Source organism: Gordonia sp. SMJS1 (genome assembly GCF_029866425.1).
GTDB lineage: Bacteria > Actinomycetota > Actinomycetes > Mycobacteriales > Mycobacteriaceae > Gordonia > Gordonia hongkongensis.
The window spans coordinates 497,818-517,020 of record NZ_CP123381.1 but is presented as its reverse complement, the minus strand read 5'-3'; the positions used below and the strand labels follow the sequence as shown (position 1 = coordinate 517,020).

The 19,203-nt window shown below is 68.1% G+C and carries 20 protein-coding genes, 1 tRNA gene and 1 pseudogene; 10 read left to right on the top strand and 12 right to left on the bottom strand.

The window, feature by feature from the left end; genetic code table 11:
* Window positions 1-147: 147 nt before the first annotated feature.
* From QAD21_RS02335 to QAD21_RS02325, 3 genes are read right to left on the bottom strand one after another with little or no spacing between them, the layout of a single operon-like run.
* The gene (locus tag QAD21_RS02335; protein ID WP_165630705.1) at window positions 148-909 is read right to left on the bottom strand and encodes a TSUP family transporter; all 762 of its coding nucleotides are present in this window, start codon (window positions 907-909) and stop codon (window positions 148-150) included.
* Between the two features lie 8 nt (window positions 910-917).
* Window positions 918-1,391, bottom strand: coding sequence for a RidA family protein (locus QAD21_RS02330; RefSeq protein WP_159369926.1), 474 nt, complete (start codon window positions 1,389-1,391; stop codon window positions 918-920).
* Between the two features lie 2 nt (window positions 1,392-1,393).
* Window positions 1,394-1,558: a DUF4177 domain-containing protein gene (locus QAD21_RS02325; protein WP_004022081.1), complete on the bottom strand. Its 165-nt coding sequence runs from the start codon at window positions 1,556-1,558 to the stop codon at window positions 1,394-1,396.
* Window positions 1,559-1,601: 43 nt separating this feature from the next.
* On the opposite strand from QAD21_RS02325, the gene QAD21_RS02320 reads away from it, so the two are divergent.
* Together QAD21_RS02320 and QAD21_RS02315 are read left to right on the top strand one after the other, a co-directional pair.
* Window positions 1,602-2,672 carry an ArsA-related P-loop ATPase gene (locus QAD21_RS02320; RefSeq protein WP_058251082.1) on the top strand — a complete coding sequence of 357 codons (1,071 nt, stop codon included), beginning with the start codon at window positions 1,602-1,604 and terminating at the stop codon, window positions 2,670-2,672.
* Complete coding sequence (locus QAD21_RS02315) at window positions 2,672-3,766, top strand: ArsA family ATPase (protein ID WP_058251081.1); 1,095 nt, start codon at window positions 2,672-2,674, stop codon at window positions 3,764-3,766. Before QAD21_RS02320 ends, QAD21_RS02315 begins: the two co-directional genes overlap by 1 nt.
* Before the next feature lie 177 nt (window positions 3,767-3,943).
* Here the strand turns inward: QAD21_RS02315 and QAD21_RS02310 are convergent, their stop codons facing one another.
* On the bottom strand, window positions 3,944-4,252 hold the full coding sequence (locus QAD21_RS02310; RefSeq protein ID WP_004022078.1) for a WhiB family transcriptional regulator: 309 nt from the start codon (window positions 4,250-4,252) through the stop codon (window positions 3,944-3,946).
* 322 nt (window positions 4,253-4,574) lie between these two features.
* Here QAD21_RS02310 and QAD21_RS02305 point away from each other — a divergent pair, with 322 nt between their 5' ends.
* The 4 genes from QAD21_RS02305 to QAD21_RS02290 all read left to right on the top strand — a co-directional run bounded on the left by QAD21_RS02305 (window position 4,575) and on the right by QAD21_RS02290 (window position 9,027).
* Complete coding sequence (locus QAD21_RS02305; RefSeq protein WP_159371798.1) at window positions 4,575-7,022, top strand: penicillin-binding protein; 2,448 nt, start codon at window positions 4,575-4,577, stop codon at window positions 7,020-7,022.
* An 84-nt stretch (window positions 7,023-7,106) separates the two neighbouring features.
* Window positions 7,107-8,114 (top strand): metallophosphoesterase, encoded by a 1,008-nt coding sequence (locus QAD21_RS02300; RefSeq protein ID WP_159369925.1) that lies wholly within the window; start codon window positions 7,107-7,109, stop codon window positions 8,112-8,114.
* On the top strand, window positions 8,111-8,836 hold the full coding sequence (locus tag QAD21_RS02295) for a haloacid dehalogenase type II (protein WP_238995003.1): 726 nt from the start codon (window positions 8,111-8,113) through the stop codon (window positions 8,834-8,836). The genes QAD21_RS02300 and QAD21_RS02295 overlap by 4 nt, the downstream gene beginning before the upstream one ends.
* The gene (locus QAD21_RS02290) at window positions 8,833-9,027 is read left to right on the top strand and encodes a hypothetical protein (RefSeq protein WP_058251077.1); all 195 of its coding nucleotides are present in this window, start codon (window positions 8,833-8,835) and stop codon (window positions 9,025-9,027) included. The genes QAD21_RS02295 and QAD21_RS02290 overlap by 4 nt, the downstream gene beginning before the upstream one ends.
* A gap of 71 nt (window positions 9,028-9,098) precedes the next feature.
* Here QAD21_RS02290 and QAD21_RS02285 read toward each other — a convergent pair.
* Window positions 9,099-9,172, bottom strand: a tRNA-Pro gene (locus QAD21_RS02285).
* 200 nt (window positions 9,173-9,372) lie between these two features.
* Between QAD21_RS02285 and QAD21_RS02280 the strand changes: the two genes are divergently transcribed.
* Both QAD21_RS02280 and QAD21_RS02275 read left to right on the top strand, forming a co-directional pair.
* Window positions 9,373-9,798: a hypothetical protein gene (locus QAD21_RS02280; RefSeq protein WP_058251076.1), complete on the top strand. Its 426-nt coding sequence runs from the start codon at window positions 9,373-9,375 to the stop codon at window positions 9,796-9,798.
* 142 nt (window positions 9,799-9,940) lie between these two features.
* Window positions 9,941-10,555 carry a lipocalin family protein gene (locus tag QAD21_RS02275; protein WP_068969838.1) on the top strand — a complete coding sequence of 205 codons (615 nt, stop codon included), beginning with the start codon at window positions 9,941-9,943 and terminating at the stop codon, window positions 10,553-10,555.
* Window positions 10,556-10,619: 64 nt separating this feature from the next.
* On the opposite strand, the gene QAD21_RS02270 is transcribed toward QAD21_RS02275, so the two are convergent.
* Complete coding sequence (locus QAD21_RS02270; protein ID WP_165630708.1) at window positions 10,620-11,063, bottom strand: AraC family transcriptional regulator; 444 nt, start codon at window positions 11,061-11,063, stop codon at window positions 10,620-10,622.
* A gap of 212 nt (window positions 11,064-11,275) precedes the next feature.
* Here QAD21_RS02270 and QAD21_RS02265 point away from each other — a divergent pair, with 212 nt between their 5' ends.
* The gene (locus QAD21_RS02265; RefSeq protein WP_137808651.1) at window positions 11,276-12,343 is read left to right on the top strand and encodes an acyl-CoA dehydrogenase family protein; all 1,068 of its coding nucleotides are present in this window, start codon (window positions 11,276-11,278) and stop codon (window positions 12,341-12,343) included.
* On the opposite strand, the pseudogene QAD21_RS02260 reads toward QAD21_RS02265, so the two are convergent.
* Window positions 12,330-13,635, bottom strand: a pseudogene (locus tag QAD21_RS02260) (dipeptidase). The gene QAD21_RS02265 and the pseudogene QAD21_RS02260 overlap by 14 nt on opposite strands.
* A gap of 78 nt (window positions 13,636-13,713) precedes the next feature.
* On the bottom strand, window positions 13,714-15,090 hold the full coding sequence (locus QAD21_RS02255) for a DUF2252 domain-containing protein (RefSeq protein ID WP_137808652.1): 1,377 nt from the start codon (window positions 15,088-15,090) through the stop codon (window positions 13,714-13,716).
* A 265-nt stretch (window positions 15,091-15,355) separates the two neighbouring features.
* On the opposite strand from QAD21_RS02255, the gene QAD21_RS02250 reads away from it, so the two are divergent.
* The gene (locus QAD21_RS02250) at window positions 15,356-15,880 is read left to right on the top strand and encodes a hypothetical protein (RefSeq protein WP_137808653.1); all 525 of its coding nucleotides are present in this window, start codon (window positions 15,356-15,358) and stop codon (window positions 15,878-15,880) included.
* Window positions 15,881-15,957: 77 nt separating this feature from the next.
* Here QAD21_RS02250 and QAD21_RS02245 read toward each other — a convergent pair whose 3' ends face one another.
* The 4 genes from QAD21_RS02245 to QAD21_RS02230 form a co-directional block, all read right to left on the bottom strand.
* Complete coding sequence (locus QAD21_RS02245) at window positions 15,958-16,431, bottom strand: DNA starvation/stationary phase protection protein (RefSeq protein ID WP_280360458.1); 474 nt, start codon at window positions 16,429-16,431, stop codon at window positions 15,958-15,960.
* A 78-nt stretch (window positions 16,432-16,509) separates the two neighbouring features.
* Window positions 16,510-16,941 carry an organic hydroperoxide resistance protein gene (locus tag QAD21_RS02240; RefSeq protein ID WP_058251071.1) on the bottom strand — a complete coding sequence of 144 codons (432 nt, stop codon included), beginning with the start codon at window positions 16,939-16,941 and terminating at the stop codon, window positions 16,510-16,512.
* A 129-nt stretch (window positions 16,942-17,070) separates the two neighbouring features.
* Window positions 17,071-17,760 carry a hypothetical protein gene (locus QAD21_RS02235; protein WP_058251070.1) on the bottom strand — a complete coding sequence of 230 codons (690 nt, stop codon included), beginning with the start codon at window positions 17,758-17,760 and terminating at the stop codon, window positions 17,071-17,073.
* Between the two features lie 63 nt (window positions 17,761-17,823).
* A complete protein-coding gene (locus QAD21_RS02230) occupies window positions 17,824-19,086 on the bottom strand; it encodes a lipase family protein (RefSeq protein WP_058251069.1) in 1,263 nt (420 codons plus the stop codon).
* Window positions 19,087-19,203: the final 117 nt, after the last annotated feature.

The following is a 19,203-nucleotide window of genomic DNA, read 5'->3' as shown; positions in this document are numbered from 1 at the left end:
GGCGTCGCGGCCTCGGAAGCCGTCGAATCGCTGATGATGCACCGCCTCTACGACGATCGGGTCGCGACCCGTCCGCTGCGGGGTCGACGAGGAGAGCATAGTTCGGCCGATGCCGTTCCACAGCGCTGTCCGCCGAGTCCGGCCACCTCAGCCGACGATCAGGTCGTACCCGAGCTTCCCCACCATCACGACGACGACGGCCAGCAGGACCCACCGCACGAACGAACTGCCGCGGCCGATCGCCATGTGCGAGCCGATCTGGGCGCCGACGATGTTGGCGACGGCCAGGCCGAGACCCAAGAGCCACAGCACATTTCCCTGCAGGCCGAAGACCGTGAGGGCGCCGAGGTTGGTACCGGTGTTGATGACCTTCGCCATCGCCGAGCTCTCCAGGAAACTCGTCCCGACCAGCGCGGTCAGGCTGATGATGAGGAAGGTACCGGTCCCGGGACCCATCACCCCGTCGTAGAAGGCCACGACGACACCGGCCAGCACGAGGCCCGCGATCGTCGAGACGCGCGAGCGCGGTCCCGTCGACGCGTCAGTCCCGAAGCCGGGATTGAGCGCGACGAACAGTCCGACGCCGACCAGCATGACCAGCACGATCGGCGTGAAGATCTCGGTGGGCAGGACGACGGCCACCGTCGCGCCGAGGGCCGAGAAGGCGAGCGCCGCAACGAACACCGGGATCAGGCGACGAAGATCGATCCGGACGTGCCGCACGTAACGCCACGCTGCCGACGCGGTCCCGAAGACCGCCGCCAGCTTGTTGGTCCCCAGGGCCGTCGCGATCGGCAACCCCGGCTGGGCGATCAGCATCGCCGGGATCAGGACGAGGCCACCGCCGCCGACCACGGCGTCGACCCACCCGGCCGCGGCGGCTGCCACGACCAGCAGCGCGACGTCCAATGGAGACGTCAGGCCACTTCGACGATCAGTTCCACCTCGACCGGCGCACCGAGCGGGAGTTCGGCGACGCCGACCGCGGACCGGGCGTGCACACCGGCGTCGCCGAAGATCTCACCGAGGACGTCCGAAGCCCCGTTGATCACGGCCGGCTGACCGGTGAAGCCCGGTGCGGACGCGACGAACCCGACGACCTTGACCACCCGGACGACCGAGTCGATCCCGACGAGTGCGTGGATCGCGGCGAGCGCGTTCAGCGCGCAGACCCGGGCTGCTGCCGTCGCCTCGTCCGGCCGAACGACGCCTTCGGCGCCCTCGTGGACCTTGCCCCGCGCCGACAGTTCGCCGTCGACGATGGGCAGCTGTCCCGAGGTGTAGACGAGGTTGCCGGTGCGCACGGCCGGGGTGTAGCTCGCCACCGGTGGCACCACCGACGGGAGTTCGATGCCCAGTTCGGCCAGACGATCGGTCCACGTGGTCGCCATGGTCAGCCCTTCGGTCGCTTCAGGTAGGCGACGTGCTGCTCGCCGGTGGGACCGGGCAGAACCGAAACCAGTTCCCAACCGTCTGCGCCCCACTGATCGAGGATCTGCTTCGTGGCGTGCGTCAGCAGCGGCACGGTCACGTATTCCCACGCGGTCACTTCACTCATGGACTCACCCTATCTGGCGACGGTCAATGGATAAGGTGTTGCGGTGGCCAACGAACAGGGCTCACGATCCGGGTCGGGCGAGGCGCTCGATTCCGGCGTGACAGACAACTCCTCCGTCGCGCGCGAGAACGAGTGGCCGGCGGCCGCCGCGCGCGCTCGCCTGCACTTCGTGACGGGCAAGGGCGGCACCGGCAAGACCACGATCGCCGCGGCGCTCGCACTCGCGCTCGCCGCCGACGGCAAGAAGGTCCTCCTCGTCGAGACCGAGGGTCGCCAGGGCATCGCGCAGGTCTTCGACATCCCGCCGCTGCCACCCACCGACACCCGCATCGCGACCGCCGAGGGCGGTGGCGAGGTGTCCGCGCTGGCCATCGACATCGAGCACGCCCTTCTCGAGTACCTCGACATGTTCTACAACCTCGGCTTCGCCGGCCGCGCGATGAAGCGGATCGGCGCGATCGACTTCGTGACGACCGTCGCTCCCGGACTCCGCGACGTCCTGCTCACCGGCAAGATCAAAGAGCGCATCATCCACACCGACAAGCAGGGCAACCGCGTGTACGACGCGGTGGTCGTCGACGCGCCGCCGACCGGCCGGATCGGCAATTTCCTCGACGTCACCCAGGCCATGGCCGACCTCGCCAAGACCGGCCCGATCCGCAACCAGAGCGAAGGTGTCGTCCGCCTGCTCCACTCGGAGGAGACGATCATCCACCTGGTGACGCTCCTCGAGGCGATGCCGATCCAGGAGACGATCGAGGCGATCGACGAACTGCGGGGCAAGAACCTCAACCTCGGCAGTCTCGTCATCAACCGCGTCAGCGAACCCCACCTGCCGGCCGAGGTGATCGACGAGATCGCCGAAGGTCGGGTCGACGCGGGGCGTGTCGAGGACGGCCTCACCGCCGCCGGACTCAAGCTCGCCGACGGGGACCTGGCCGGCCTGCTCACCGAGACGATCGAGCACGCGACCCGCCTGCAGGCGCAGCAGATCGCCAAGGCGCAGCTCGACGAGGTGGAGATGCCGACACTCGAACTGCCGTCCCTCGGTGACGGCGTCGACCTGGGGTCGATCTATGAGCTGGCCGACCTCCTCCAGAAAGCGGGTGCGTGATGCCACTCGACCTCAAGATGGGCGCGGTGCTCACCGACCCCGCGACCCGCGTCGTGATCTGTTGCGGCGCAGGCGGAGTCGGCAAGACAACGACTGCTGCCGCGATGGCGATGTACGCCGCCGAACAGGGCCGGACCGTGGCCGTGCTGACGATCGACCCGGCCCGGCGCCTGGCGCAGTCGCTCGGGATGTCCGAACTCACCAACGACCCGCAGCCGGTCGCGATCGACGGCAAGGGCACGCTCGACGCGATGATGCTCGACATGCGGCGCACGTTCGACGAGATGGTGCTCGAGTACTCCACTCCCGAACGCGCCGAGGCGATCATGCAGAACGCCTTCTATCAGACGGTCGCCTCGTCGTTCTCCGGGACGCAGGAGTACATGGCGATGGAGAAGCTCGGCAAGCTTCTCGAGCAGGACCACTGGGACCTGATCGTCGTCGACACCCCGCCGTCGCGCAACGCACTGGACTTCCTCGACGCCCCGCAGCGGTTGGGGTCGTTCCTGTCCGGGCGTCTGATGAAGGTGCTGGTCGGCGGCGGTCGCGGCGTCGGCCGGATGGTGACCGGCGCGATGAGCCTGGCCATGCGGGGTGTCTCGACGATCATCGGCGGCGAGATGCTCCGCGACGTGGCGACCTTCGTGCAGTCACTGGACTCGATGTTCGGCGGCTTCCAGGACCGCGCCGCGAAGACCTATGCCCTGCTGAAACAGCCGGGCACCCAGTTCGCGGTGGTGGCTGCGGCCGAGGCCGATGCCCTGCGGGAGGCCGCGTTCTTCGTCGACCGCCTGTCCGAGGAGTCGATGCCACTGGCCGGACTGATCCTCAACCGGACCCACCCGAACCTGACGTCGATCCACGAGGAGGCAGCGCTGGTCGCCCTCGAATCGGTCAACGACGAACTGGCTCGCGGTGTACTCCGGATTCACGCGGATCGGGCCGCCACCGGGAAGCGCGAACTCCATCTGCTGCAACGGTTCACGGCGTCGCACCCGCGGGTGCCGATCGTCGGGGTCCCGGCGCTGCCGTTCGAGGTGGCCGATGTGACCGCCCTGCGCGCGGTGGCCGAGCAGATCACCGGCCGCGGCTGATCACCGAGCGCGACGAGCCGTCCCCCGCTGGTTGAGAAGGCGAGGAGCGTGCGACGAGCCGCCTCCCGCTGGTTGCAGGCGAGGAGCGTGCGCCGAGCCCCCCCTGCTGGTTGAGCAGGCGAGGAGCGTGCGACGAGCCGTGTCGAAACCACTCGACACGGCTCGGCGGAGAAGAGGTCAGACGGCGTCGCGATGACGCCGGCGCTGCGCGGCGAAGAACGCCGACCAGGACGTGACCTCGGGGTGCTGGCGGAGGAGTGCGCGACGCTGACGTTCGGTCAGTCCGCCCCAGACGCCGAACTCGACGCGGTTGTCGAGTGCATCGGCACCGCATTCGAGCTGCACCGGGCAGTGGCGGCAGATCGTGGCGGCTTTGCGCTGGGCCGCGCCCCGCACGAACAGATCATCGGGGTCTCCCCCTCGACAACGCGCCTGAGCAACCCACGCCAAGCGATCCTCTTCGTTGGAAACTGCCGCTGTCGCCATCCGCCACCCCTACCTGTCGTGTCTGCGTAGCTGCGAGAACGTCTCGACCTCGCTGCTCAAGCCACATTTGTAACGAACTGTTAAGTGAGTCACATTCTGCACTCAATCTAGGGATCTGTGCTTGGGGGCGCAACCCCTGGAGCGAACAAAGTGGGACAACCGTGCAAACTCATCCGAACAGACGGCCCGCGGACGGTGGCCTCCGGCGCATCCGCCCGGCGACCCGCGGGCACCCCGACCGTCGGCTCGGGACCACGCTGCGCCGATGCCGCGGGCGAGGCAGGACGATGTTCGGAACGAACGCACGTATCCTGTCGGGGTGATGTCGAAGAAACTGTGGTCGCTGGCGTGGGCGAGCCTGCTGGCCGGAGTTCTCGTCGCCGGCCTGCTGTACCCCGTGGCCAGCGGAATCGGCGTCGTCTCCAACCGGGCGGCGGCCGCTGTCGAGAACGTGTCCTCCGAACTGCTCAACGGCACGTTGCCGGAGGTCACCACGATGACCGACGTCGACGGGAAGCCGATCGCGGTGCTGTTCGACCAGTACCGGTATCAGGTGGGCTACAACGACATCTCCCCCGACATGATCCGAGCGATCATCTCCGTCGAGGACCGGCGGTTCCTGGAACACGACGGCGTCGACTGGAAGGGCACCATCCGTGCCGCTTTGAAGAACTCGTCGTCGGGCGAGGTCCAGCAGGGTGCGTCGACGCTCGACCAGCAGTACATCAAGAACTATCAACTCCTGGTCCTCGCACGGACCGAGGCCGACCGCCAGGCCGCGATCGAGACCACACCCGCGCGCAAGCTCCGCGAGGTGCGCATGGCGCTCACCCTCGAGCAGACCCTCATCGATCAGGCCAAGCGCGACAAGGGGCTCGACGACGCCGCCGCCAAGCAGGAGGCCAAGAAGCAGATCGTCACCCGGTACCTGAACGTCGTGCCGTTCGGGAACAACGCCTACGGCATCGAGGCCGCCGCGCAGACCTATTTCGGCATCCCCGCCAAGGACCTGCGGGTCGAGCAGGCCGCGTTGCTGGCCGGCATGGTGCAGTCCAGCTCTGCGCTGAATCCGTACTCGAACCCCGAAGCCTCCCTCGCGCGCCGGAACGTCGTGCTGGACACGATGATCGACAACTTCCCGGAACGGCGCGCCGAGCTCGTCGCGGCCAAGGAGGCACCCGTGGGCGTGCTCCCGAGTCCGCGGACCCCGACCCAGGGCTGCATCGCGGCCGACAACAACGGCTTCTTCTGCGACTACGCCCTTCAGTTCCTGGCCGAGAACGGCATGTCCCGCAACTCGGTCCTGCGCGGCGGCTACATCATCCAGACCACGCTCGACCCCGAGGTCCAGCGGTCCACGGTGCGGGCGGTGAAGAGTCAGGCCAGCCCGACCGCCGACGGCGTCGCCGACGTGATGAGCACCCTGCGTCCGGGCAAGAAATCGCACGACGTGCTCTCGATGGCGTCGAGCCGCGACTACGGTCTCGATCTCAACCGCGGCGAGACGATGCAGCCGCAACCCTTCTCGATGGTCGGCGACGGTGCCGGCTCGGTGTTCAAGATCTTCACCGTCGCCGCCGCGATGGAGAAGGGTCTCGGCGCCGGTTCCACCATCCCCGTCCCCGGGTCCATCGCCGTCGAGGGCATGGGCAACAGCGGCGGGGCCAACGGGTGTCCCGCCAATGCGTACTGCGTCAAGAACGACGGCCGCTACCCGGCGTCGATGTCGGTGACGAACGCCCTGGCACAGTCGCCGAACACCGCGTTCGTGAAGCTGCTGCAGCAGGTCGGCGTCAAACCGGCGGTCGACATGGCGGTCCGCCTGGGCCTGCGTTCGTACACCATCCCCGGGTCGTCGGGTTACGGCGAGAAGAGCATGGCCCAGTACGTCAAGGACGGGAACTTCGGCTCCTTCACCCTCGGCCCGCTGCCGCTCAACGGCCTCGAGCTCGCCAACGTCGCCGCCACCATCGCGTCGGGTGGCACCTGGTGCCCGCCCAACCCGATCAAGTCGATCAGCCAGATCAAGCGGGACCAGTACGGCAACCCGGTCATGGGACCGGACGGCCGGCGCGCCCTGACCGCGGTGCCGTTCACGCCACCGCCGTGCGAGCAGGTCGTGGACGAAGGCCTGGCGCACTCGCTGGCCAACGCCATGAGCAAGGACGACGTGGGCGCCGGCACCGCGGCCGGTGCCGCGGGCTCCGCGGGCTGGACGCTGCCGATGTCGGGTAAGACCGGCACGACGGAAGCGCACCGCTCCTCGGCATTCGTCGGGTTCACCAACCAGATCGCCGGCGCCGCGTACGTCTACAGCGACGGCCCGAACCCGCAGGGCGTCTGCAGCAGTCCGCTGCGCTCCTGCTACGACGGCGACCTCTACGGCGGCATGGAACCGGCGCGCACCTGGTTCCAGGCCGTCAAACCGGTGGCGACGAAGTTCGGCCCCGTCAGCCTGCCCCCGATCGACCGCGAGTACTGGAACGGCAGCGACCGGGGCCGTATCCCGCAGGTCAGCGGCCTGCCCGCCAGCGAGGCCACATCGCGCCTGCAGGGTGCCGGGTTCAAGGTCAGCGAGCTCGACGTGGACAGCGGACGCCCGCAGGGCACCGTGGTCTTCACCGCACCGTCCGACTCGGCCATGCCCGGCAGCACCGTGACGATCTACGTCAGCAACGGCCGCCGCGCCGGCGGGGACGAGGGCGGCCCCACCGAGACCACCGTCGTGGTACCCGGTGTCGGCCCGGTGGTGATCCAGCTACCCGGCTGACCCGCGATCAGACAATCGACGCCCCGCCCGCGCTGCTCACGAAACCGGGGCGGGATCGTCGTGGGGGATGCGTATTCTGGGGTGATGCAGCACTCCGAACTCGACATCGCACGCCTCGGCATCTCTCGCCTCGGTCCGTCCGGTTCCGGGGTACCCGCGCGCGCTCTGGCCGGCGTGGCGGGGCTCGCCGCCGCCGGACTGCTCTACTCGACGGTGATCGAGCGCAACGCCTTTGCGTTGCGACACACGACGCTGTCCGTTCTCGAACCGGGCGCCTCGCCGTTACGTGTCCTGCACATCAGCGACCTGCACATGATGCCCAACCAACGCCTCAAGCAGGCGTGGATCGCCGAGCTCGAGGCGCTCGAACCCGACCTTGTCGTCAACACCGGGGACAACCTCGCGCACCCGCAGGCCGTGCCGTCGGTCATCCAGTCGCTCGGTGGGTTGTTGTCGCGGCCCGGCCTGTTCGTCTTCGGGTCCAACGACTATTTCGGCCCCAAGCCGAAGAATCCGTTCAAGTACTTCAAGAAGGACCATCAGCGCACGCACGGCGAGCCCCTGCCGTGGCAGGATCTGCGTGCGGCGTTCACCGAGCGTGGATGGCTCGACGCGACGCACACGGTCCGCGAGCTGGAGGTCAGCGGCGTGCGGGTCGTCGCGGCCGGCGTCGACGATCCCCACATCGAGCGAGACCGCTACGAGACGATCGCGGGCCGCCCGAACCCCCTGGCACACTTGCGGCTCGGACTCACCCACTCCCCCGAACCGCGGGTCCTCGACCGGTTCGCCGCGGACGGCTACGACCTCGTGATGGCCGGACACACGCACGGCGGCCAGCTCTGCCTGCCGTTCTTCGGCGCTCTGGTGACGAACTGCCAGTTGGATCGCTCCCGGGTCAAGGGTCCGTCGAGCTGGGGATCGTCGATGAAGCTCCACGTGAGTGCGGGCCTGGGCACGTCCCCGTACGCCCCGGCACGCTTCTGCTGCCGCCCCGAGGCCAGCCTGCTCACCCTCACACCTGTGTCGCACGGTGATGCCGACTACGACGCCGACCAGTCGCTCCCGCAGCTGGCCCGGGAGACCATGTGAGCGTTGACCTTCATCCCCGCGTGAAGGTCCTGGCGTTCGACACCTTCGGGACGGTCACCGACTGGTTCACCGGGATCTCCGGCGCCGTCGGCGCGATCGCACCGGAGGTCGACGCAGCGGCGTTCGCCAAGAAGTGGCGACGCCGGTACTCGCCGATCCTGGCTCGCGTGGAATCCGGCGAACTGCCGTGGCGTCGCCTCGACGACCTGCAGACCGAGACGCTGCACGACGTCGCCTCGCTGTTTGCACTGACACTCGACGACGATCAGGCCCGCACCCTCGTCCGTGCGTGGCGGACGATTCCGGCCTGGCCGGACGCGGTCGAGGGTCTGCAACTCCTCAGGCGCGATCACATCGTCTGCGCACTGAGCAACGGCACTGTCGCGCTGCTCACCGACATGGCCCGGTACAACGCGTTCCCCTGGGACGTGATCGGCGGGTCCGACCTCTGGCGGCACTACAAACCTGCGCGCGAGACCTACTGCGGGCTGGCGGATCTGCTCGAGGTGGAGCCCGCCGAGGTGATGATGGTGGCCACTCACCAGAGCGATCTCGACGCCGCGCGCTCCTTCGGCCTGCGGACGGCCTTCGTCGAGCGGCCGGACGAGTGGGGCGGGGACGAGAAGGACGATTCGGGCTCGCCGGACAACGACTTCCACGCGACGGATCTCCTCGACCTCGCGCGGCAGCTGGGCCCGTCGGTGACCGGCCCGTCCCGATGACACTCGACGACCTGCTGCGCTGGGAGGATTCGGGGGCGTCGTGGCGGGTGGTCCATCACGGGCCGGATGGAATCACCCTGGGTCTGCTGCGCTGCGACGGTGGCGAGGAGGTGGACCGCGTCGTCACCGACGATCCGATCATCCTGGCCCACATCGGTGGCCGGTCGTCGTCGGCCGAGGAACCGGAGTGACCCCACAGAGACGAGGAGACCCCGACCGGATTTCTCCAGGTCAGGGTCTCTTCTGCAATCTCAACCTTGCGTCGGGGTGGCGGGATTCGAACCCACGACCTCTTCGTCCCGAACGAAGCGCGCTACCAAGCTGCGCCACACCCCGTGTGTAGCCTGCGATAGCTTATACCCCGCCCCCGCCGACTACTAAATCGCCTGGTCAAAGATGTGCCCGGTGTGGCTGAAACCCGTGCGAAGTAGCGTCGCACATCCCATCCTTGATGTGGTCCATCCGTACCAGTGCCGCCGCGCCGTCGGTCGGGACCAAGGAGTCGGCGCACAACCACTGAAAGGACACGCCAGACAATGAGCGCTTCCCCCGATCAGCAGGCCAACTCGTCGGCCAAGCAGGGTTTCGCCTTCGGTATCGCGATCGTGGCCGCCGCGCTGCTCTTCGTAGCCGGCTTGGTCTCGATCTTCCAGGGCATCTCGGCGATCGCGAACGACGACCTGTTCGTCGCCGGCCAGAACTACATCTTCGAGTTCGACCTCACCACCTGGGGCTGGATCCACCTGATCCTGGGCATCGTCGGGGTCCTCGTCGCCGGCGGTCTCGCGGTGGGCGCCGACTGGGCGCGGATCTCCGCGATCATCATCGCCTCGCTGTCGATCATCGCCCAGTTCCTGTGGCTCCCCTACTACCCGGCGTGGGCCATCCTGATCATCGTGCTGGACCTGATCGTGATCTGGGCTGTCTCCACCTGGAACCCCAACAACGAATACAACCTGTGACCGACCGCTCTGACGCAGTGACGACAGTTCGCTGAGACGAGGGCTGCGGGGTAACCAATCCACGACGCGCATCCGGTCCGAATCGTCTGGTGACGCTGCTCCACTTGGGCGGCGCGACGACGAACCGCCCGAAAGGAACACCATGCGCATCACCCGGTCCCTCGCAGCCCTTGTCGCCGGCGTCCTCCTCAGCGTCGGCTTCGCCGCCGGGACGGGTCCGGCGCAAGCCGCACCGCTGGCCCCCGTGGCGAAGGTCGAGGTGGATCGCTACCTCGGCAAGTGGTGGCAGCTCGCCACCGTGCCGTCCTTCTTCGGGGTCACCTGCGCCCGGGACACCAGCGCGACCTACACCTACATCGACGCCAAGACGATCGGCGTCGACAACCAGTGCACCGGCCCCACCGGCATGCGTGGTGGCGTCGTCGGCCGTGCGACGGTCGTCGACCCGCAGACCAATGCCCAACTGAGCGTCCGGTTCCCACAGACACCGGGCAGCATCAACCCGGGCGGCGCACCGAACTACATCGTCGCCTACCTCGAAGACGGGCCGGATCCCGCCGGGCCGTACCGGTACGCGGTCGTCGGGGACCCCTCGCGCGGATCGGGATTCCTGCTGTCGCGCGACAAGGTGGTCCCCAACTCGGAGTTGCGTCGCCTGACCAAGGAGATCGAGAAGGTCGGGTACAACCCGTGCACGTTCCTCGTCTCGCCGACCACCGGTGGTCGCAGCGACTATTCACCGCTCTGCACGGTGTGACGGTCAACGCCATACGATGACGCGACTCCGGCGCAGACATGAAAAGGTCTGCGCCGGAGTAGTTTCAGCCGGCTTCGGCGTCCGGTCCCGACGCCGGCGCCATCCGGCGGAACTCGTCGGGGGTGCAGCCGAACTTCGACCGGAAGCGGTTGCGCATCGTCGCCGTCGAGGCGAATCCCGACGCGTGGGCGATGGCCTCGAGTTTCAGGTTGCCCGGACCCATGAGCAGCCCCTCCGCCCACTCCAGACGTCGATCGGCGATCATCTCGGCGAGCGACGTGGTGCCACCGGCGAGCACCCGGTACAGGTGCCGGCGGCTCACGTGCAGGTGCCGGGCGACGACCTCCACACTGAAGTCGGGATCACGAAAATTCTGTTCGATGAGGTCGGCGACCGCGGCACGCAGGTACCGCTCACTCGTCCGGACGTCCGACCGTACTACACTCGAAACCGATTCCGGCACAACACGTATCGACTGAACGTCACGACCATTGAGGACTGCGGTCACCTGGGTTCCTTCCACGCGAGAGAATGCTCCCACCCGATACACGAGTTTATCGACGGTCACACCTGCGGTCTTGGGCCTTTGGTCCCACTTTCAAGGATCCCGGTCCCGCGATTGTGCTGCGCGACGCGAACTTCCGTGAGCGGCCGCGATGGCGGAGTCGGTCAGTCGTCCAACTTTCTGCCGGCCCGGACACTCGTCGTACTGTGAGAGTCGTGACCACCCAGGACGCCGGAGCCGAGCGACGAGCGGAGTTGCGAACAGCAGCGCTCAGGGTGGCCGACGAGGTCCTGTTCCCGGCGGCCGGCGAGGTGGACCGCACCGGAGCGGTCCCCGAATCCCACTGGCGAGCGCTGGCCGACGCCGGCCTGTACGGCATCGCGGCGCCGGTCGAGGCCGGCGGGCCGGGACTCGAATTCGGTGAGGTCACCGAGATCCTCGAGGTGCTCACCAGTGGGTGCCTCGCCACCGCTTTCACCTGGATCCAGCACCACGGCGTCGTCCTGTCCCTCTCCCGGACCACCAACGACGAGCTACGTGGTGAACTCCTCGACGCGACCGTGAGCGGACGTCTACACGCGGGCGTCGCCTACGCCGGAGTCGTCCCCACGCCACCACGGATGGTCGCGACGCGCACCGACGACGGTTGGCTCCTGAACGGGCACGCACCGTTCGTCAGCGGCTGGGGTGTCGTCGACCTGCTCCAGATCTCGGCGCGCGACGCCGCGACCGATGACGTCATCTCCGCGATCCTGCGCATGCCCGACCTGGTCGGCGGCAGGTCGTCCGCAGCGGTCCGGGCAACGCCCGTGGATCTGTCCGCCGCCGCCGCGACGACCACGGTGTCCCTACGGGTCGACGGTCTGATGGTCCCGTTCGATCGCGAGGTCACGCGCGTGGGCCTCGCGGAATTCTTCGCGACCCAGAACGTCGGCGTCCGATTGAACGGCACCCTGCCCTTTGGTCTGGTGCGGCGCTGTGCGGGACTGCTCGATGTCGGCGGCCATCACCGGGAGGGGCGGGCGCTGCGCGAGCGCGCCGACGTCGTCCGAACCGCGCTCGACGCCGGGATGGCGGATGCCACCGCACTGCTGGCGGCCCGGGCCGACGCCGCGGCTCTGGCGCTCGATGCCGCGGCCGCGTTGGTGTCCGCGGACGGCGGCCGCGGCGTCGTGCGCGGGAGCGATTCCGAACGGTTGTTCCGCGAAGCCGCGTTCGTCCTGGTGGCCGCGAGCCGCCCGGAACTCAAAACAGCTCTGCTACACCGCTTCAGCGGTACCTGAAGTCGCGCAGGAAGAGTGCCTCGGCCAGGGCGATCCGCTCGATCTCGGAGGGGTCGACGCTCTCGTTGGGTGCGTGGATCAGGCACCGCGGTTCCTCGACGCCGAACAGCATGATCTCGGCGTCGGGGTACAGCGATTGGAGAACGTTGCACAACGGGATCGATCCACCCTGCCCCTGGATCAGCACCTCGCTGTCGTAGGCGGTCGACAGGGCGCCGGTGAGCGTGTCGTACGCCGGACCGCTGGTGGATCCGACGAAGGGCGCGCCCACCGCCTCGCGCTCGAAGGAGACCCGTGAGTTCCAGGGCGCGACGCGACGGAGGTGCTCGACGAGCGCGTCCTGCGCAACCATCGGGTCCATCCCCGGTGGCACGCGGAGGTTGATGCGCGCCCGCGCCCGCGGCTGCACCGCCGCCGACGATCCGACCACCGGCGGGCAGTCGATGCCGAGCACTGTCGCGGCCGGGCGCGCCCACACCATGTCGGACACCGATCCCGATCCGACCAGGTCGACTCCGTCGAGAACCGTTGCATCGCTGCGGAATCGGTCGGGCGGGTAGGACACACCCGGCCACCGGGCGTCGGCGTCGAGTCCGGCGACGGTGGTGTTGCCGTGCTCGTCACGCAGGGTCGCGAGCATCGAGATGAGCGCCGCGAGTGCATCCGGGGCGGCCCGCCGAACATTCCGGAGTGCATCGCCGACCCCAGCGTCTCCACGGACACGACGACGTTCGCGATGCCGCGCAGCGTCGTCGTCAGACTCGGTTTCCCGACCGCGAAGTTGCCGGAGTCCGCGATCAGGATCGCGTCGGCGGCAAGCAAGTCCGGATTGCGGACCGCGAAGTCCTCGAGGCCTCCCGTCCCCTGCTCCTCCGACCCCTCGCCGATGATCTTCACCGTCACCCCGGCCCGGCGGCGAGTGCGCGCAGCGCGGTGAGGTGCACGGCGATGTTGCCCTTGCAGTCGGCAGCTCCGCGGCCGTACCACCGCCCGTCCCGCTCGGTCAGTTCCCAGACGGGAGAGTCCCATTCGTCGTCACCGAGCGGCGGTTGCACGTCGTGGTGGAAGTAGAGCAGGACGGTCGGAGCACCCTCCGGGCCGGGAATGGACCCGGTGATCGCCTTGCTGCCGTCGCTGGTGACATGCGCGGCGGCGTCGTCGACGCCGACGGCACCGAAGGCCGCCAGCAGCCAGTCGACCATCCCGTCGCACTCCTCGACGGGAAACTGCTGCGGGTCGTGCACCGACCGGAACCGGACCATCTCCGCGAGATCCGATCTCGCCTGCGGCATCAGCGCGGCGACCTGCTCCCGCAACGACGTCTCATCCTCGCGCGCAGTCGGTTCCACCGGCGACCTTCCCTGTCGGACTCAACTCTTACCCTCGGCCGCCAGGTCGTACACCTCGAGCTCGCCTCGGCCGATGGCCTCCATCATCCGGGTGTGGTCGGAGTCGTTGAGATCCGCGTACGCGAGCGAGAACTCGGCGATGGCGTCACTGAAACCCTTGGTGGTCCCGAGGTACTCGGCGATCCGGAACCGGCTCGCGGTCCGGGCGTGCGCCTGACCGAGAACCAGCCCGCACAGCTGTGCGTACAACTTCATCCCCTCCGCGCTCAGGGCCTCGACGACGACCGAGCCCTTTCCGTCGCGGAGCTGCCGCACATAGAAGTCGCGTCGCTCACCGTTCTCGTCGATCCCGGTCGACCAGCCGAGGAAGAGGTCGCTCGTCGCCTGGAGCAGGCGTTGACCCTCGACCACCCGCTGCCCTTGGTTGTCGAAGCCCGATGCCGGCACATGGTCGGCGAGCACCGATCGCTGCGCTTCTTTGACCTGCAAGAACAACGGATCACCCAGCTCCTTTCCGGTGAGCAGGATGATCCACGCCCGCGTGCCGACACTGCCGACGCCGACCACCTTGAACGCGATGTCGACGATCGCGAACTGGTCGAGGAGCGCCTGCACGTGCAAGGGCACGGTGTCGCGGTAGGCGCTGACCCGCTCGCGGACCCGTTCGGCCACGATCTCGGCGGTCTCGGCCGGGAACCGCTCGTGCAGCGGCACCAGCAGCGGCGGGTCGCTGCGGATGTGCGCGGAGCCGTCGGCGCCGATCACACAGAGCTTCGCGAGGGCCTGCGCACTGTCGCGGTGCCGCGCCTTCTTCAGCGCCTTCTGCGTCCGCTCGCTCATCGACGTGTCCAGCTTGGGCCCGAACTCCGCCAGGAAATGGTCGACGTCGATCCCGGCGTACCAGTTCTCCAGAGTCGTCTTCGACGCGCTGCGCACGACCGCCCGCCGGTACGCCTTGGCAACGGTCTTGGCGACCCTACGATTGGTCGCGTCGTCGAGTCCGTTGTTACGTCCCGCGATCGCGAAGCTCGCGGCGAGACGCTTGACGTCCCACTCGAACGGTCCGATGTGCGTCTCGTCGAAGTCGTTCAGGTCGAACACCATTCGACGCTCCGGGCTGAAGAAGAGGCCCAGATTGCTCAGGTGCGCATCGCCGCACAGCTGGGTGATGATCCCGGTGTCCGGCGTTCTCGACAGGTCGTCGGACATCACCGCGGCCGCACCACGATAGAAGGTGAACGGCGTCGCCGACATCCGCGCGTGCCGGACCGGGACGAGATCGGCGACCCGGGTCTGCGCCTGCGCTTCCAGGATGCGCAGCGGGTCGGCCCGCTCCGTCGGCGTCGGGCACGCGGCGAGTTCGACAGCGGTGGGCGGAGTGGACAGAAGTGTCGACACGGAGTGCTCCTTCACGTCGATGCGGCCCCGCCACAGGCAGAGGTCCGTGTGTCCGGGCCCGGTCGGAACCCGCGGGTGAACGCCGCCGAAAACGAAGTCCTCCGAGGGAGAATTCTTCCAGCCCGTCGGCAGTTCCGCCGATGGATCGGTGATCAATCTGCGCCACGTTCCCCCGGTTGCGTCCTCGTCGGGTCCACCGGGATCTGCCGACCGCCGCCCAGGGCGTGTGACCCGCTTCACGACTGCAACAGGTTCTAGTTGTAGCGTGAACGTCGTGGATTACTGGGGTGTGATGGTCGGGTTGGGGCTCGTGGCGACGGCGCTCGGCGTCATCGGGTTCGTGCGGTACCGCGAGCGGGAATCGACGAGTCTGCAGCGTCAGACCCAGCTGGCGCGCGAACTGCGTGACCTCGCCGGCGGCGACGAGGTCCGGCTGGCCGCGGTCGACGAGTTCTCGCTGACCATCTATCAACGGCTCTTCTACGTCTCGGTGGTGGCCCCGTGGATACGGAGTGCCGCGTGGGCTCTGCTCGGCGCGGCGCTGGCCGGTGCGGGAGCGCTCGCGACCGGACCGCTCGACGGGGTGTTCGCGACCGTCGCACACATCGCGGCGATCCTCGTGTCCGCGGTGTTCGCGGTGGCCGCCCTGGTGTACGTCGGCATCGCGCTGTACCACTCGGCGACCACGCCTCGGGTCTCCTTCAGCGACTCCTATGCCGACGATGACGCCGATCCCGCCGTCGACGCCCCCGATCCCGGCATCCCCGGATCTGCTCGGTCCGTCGACTGAACAGGCCCCCGGACACAACGAACCCCCGTCGCGAGTCGACGGGGGTTCGTTGCTGTGAGAGGGTCAGGCGTACTCGCTCACGCGATCTGCGCCTGCCACATCCAGTGCAGCTGCTCGAGTTTCGACGCGAACGAGATCAGCAGGTCCTGAGTGACCGGATCGGCCTCCTCGGTGACCCCGATTCGCTCGCGGAGACCCGCGACCACTGCCTTGAGATTGTCGACGATCGACTCGACGACGTCGCTGTCCTTGGTCCAACCCTCACCGAATCCCTTGGTGTGGGCGGTCTTGGCAACTGTCTCGGCGCGGCCGTCCGGGCTCACGCCGATCGCGGTGGCCCGCTCGGCGGCCGCGTCGGTGAACTCCCTGGACACCGTGACCAGTTCATCGAGGTCGAGATGCACCGACCGGAACTGCTTGCCGACGACGTTCCAGTGCGCCTGCTTCGCGATGAGGGACAGGTCGATGAGGTCGACGAGGGTGTCCTGCAACGCCTTTCCGGCGACGGACTGCTGTTCGTCGGTGAGCGTGCTGGTGATCGGGGTGGTCATGATCAAGAATTCCCTTCTTGTCATATCTGCGCGCAGTACGACTCCGACTGCGCTGGTGATTACCGGGGGGCCGGGCGATCAGACGCGTACGGTGACCGACGAGTCGATGTTGCCCTTGGTCGCCTTCGAGTACGGACAGAATGTGTAGGCGAGGTCGGCGAGTTCCTTGGCCTTGACCTCGTCGAGGCCGGGCAGCGAGACCTCGATGGCGACGGTCAGACCGAATCCGTTGTCCGCGGGGTCTTTTCCGATCCCGACGGCCACGTCCACGGTCGCCCCGTCGGGCACCGGGGTGTCGGCCTGCTTGGCGGTGGCGCGCAGCGCGCTCAGGAAGCAGGCCGCATAACCCGCCGAGAACAATTCCTCGGGATTGGTCCCCTCACCGCTGCCACCCAGTTCCTTCGGCGGCCGCAGGTCCAGATCGATCTGGCCGCTCGCCGAGACGACTTCGCCGTCGCGTCCGCCGCCGGACGCCTTCGACGAGATGGTGTACACCGGTTCGATTGCCATTCGAAATCCTCCTGGATGCTCAGTGCGGGTTCGGGCCAACGGTCGGTTCAACCCGACCCGCTCGCGGAACATTCCGACGACACCGGCCACAGCGACGTGATGGTCACGACACCGGTGTCGGAGTCCGGTTCACCGTCCCCGCATCATCCGCGTGGGCTTCATCCGGGTCGACTCCGGCAGCCACTGGTTGACCGGTCGCCGGAGGGTGCAGAGGGCGGCGACCACCAGGAGACCGAACTGGAGGTAGCTCAGGACGACCATGACGGACGACACGTCCGGGTATCGGAACAGCAGGTCGACGCCGACGGGGATACACAGCAGATGCACGACGACGGCGGCCAGGAAGAAGTTGCGGAGATGGCGGCTGTGTTGCGACGCAGCGGTCACCAGGCACGCGTACTCGATGGCGAGCACGACGACGATCATCACCAGCATGAACGGCGGGAAGAAGCCGGCGAGGGTCTCGACCTCACTCTCGGGTGCAGAGTTCGCCGGGTCCGAGACCACTCCTTCGAGCAGTCGGTTGCGCAGATCGTCGGTGATGGTGCCGAGGTTGAAGAAGCCGTAGATCGTCAGCACGAGACCGATCACGGCCGCGCCCCACCACACGATGCGTGCGTGCACCGCCAGCGCCTCCGGCGGCGGTCCCGCATCGCCCGGCCGCGTCGGATAGAGCGCGGACTGGTCCCGATCGCGCGAGGACCGCTCGATGGCCGCCAGATCCTCGGCGTCCAGCTCGGCCTGGCTCGGGACGCGATCGGGGTCATCCGCGGCAGAATCGCCGGACGCGCCCCCGGCCGGGTCCTTCGGATCCGTCATGTCCCGATCCTGCCACTCACCCCGGCGGGCCTCCAGCGTCGAGGAGGTTCGGCCGCGAGCGGCTCACTTCCGGAACTCGGCGAGGACGAACTCCATCCCGGGGACGAATGTGCCGAGCATGGGGACGACATGGTTCACGATCGACTTCGTCAAGATGGGCGGGGTGGGGTCGGTGACGAAGGTGACGTCGGCGCCCTGGGCGCGCCAGTCCGCCACGAGTTGCGCGACCTGGCCGTACGGGATCACGTCGTCGTGCAGTCCGCCTTCGACGAAGACGGGCGCGTTCGGCTTCAGGCGACCGATCCGCTGCTGGCGGACAGCCTCTTGCAGTCCGGGGGATCGTGCGATGAGGGACGACAGTGTCTCGCCGGTTCGGGTCCATGTCTCGACGCGGCGGAAACCGAAGGCCGGGATGATGTCCCCGATGCAGCTGGTCGAGAGCTGTTTCAGCGCGGCTTTGCCGGTGGGGTTGGTCTCTCGTCGCACCACTTCGGCGACGTTCGGATACCGCTCGGTCAGCCCGTTGACAGCGAAGCCGATCGCCCCCGCGATGGTGGTGCCGTCGATCGCGGGGATGACCTTCTCGAGGTCGGCCGGGGGCGCGCCGGCGTAGGTCGCGCGCACGTCCAGTTCCGGTGCGTAGGTCTCGGCGAGTTCGGCGGCCGACGCGGCTGCGCCGCCGCCCTGCGAGTAACCGGCGAAACCTACGGGGGCGTCCTTCGGGGCGCCCGAGATCGCGAGTGCGGCCCGGGCGCCGTCGAGCATCGCCTGACCGGTCTCCGCGCGGTTGACGTAGGTGTGGACACCGGGCGTGCCCATCCCGATGTAATCGGTGATGAACACCCGCACGCCGTTGACGAGCATGTAATACATCTCCGGCGCGGTGTAGTTGACCGAGATGCCCGGCTTCGTGATGTCCACCGCGAGGGGCACGGTCATCAGCTTCGATGGCGCACACTGGTCGCCCTGACCGATGGTCCCGGAGCCGACGACGACGGTCGGGCGCGGACCCGGGCCGCGCCATGGCGCGGTGGGTTCGATGACGGTTCCGGTGACCGCGGCGGGTTTCCCGTCCTGGTAACGCGAGGTGTACATGACCTTGCGGGCGGTCCCCGGCCACTGACCCGCCATGCCGGGGATCTGGAGCAGCAGCGGACTCGGCTGACTGCGGATCACCGATCCCGGCTCGGACGCGAACCGGGCCGGCGGGGTGTAGAAATCCGCCGCCGCTGCAGTACCGACCGCTGTTGGGGCCAGCGACGCGACGCACGCTGCCACCAGCGCGGCGATCCCGAGCGTCCGTCTCGATGTCTTGCGATGGGTCATGGTTCTCCCCGACTTCCAGTTCATGGCTGTGTAACCTACCACACAGTAACTTGAGGTAGGTGACTGGTGTCGCTTCCGGGCGCGCGACGCCTCGCAGAGGGCCACAGGGGTGTCGCC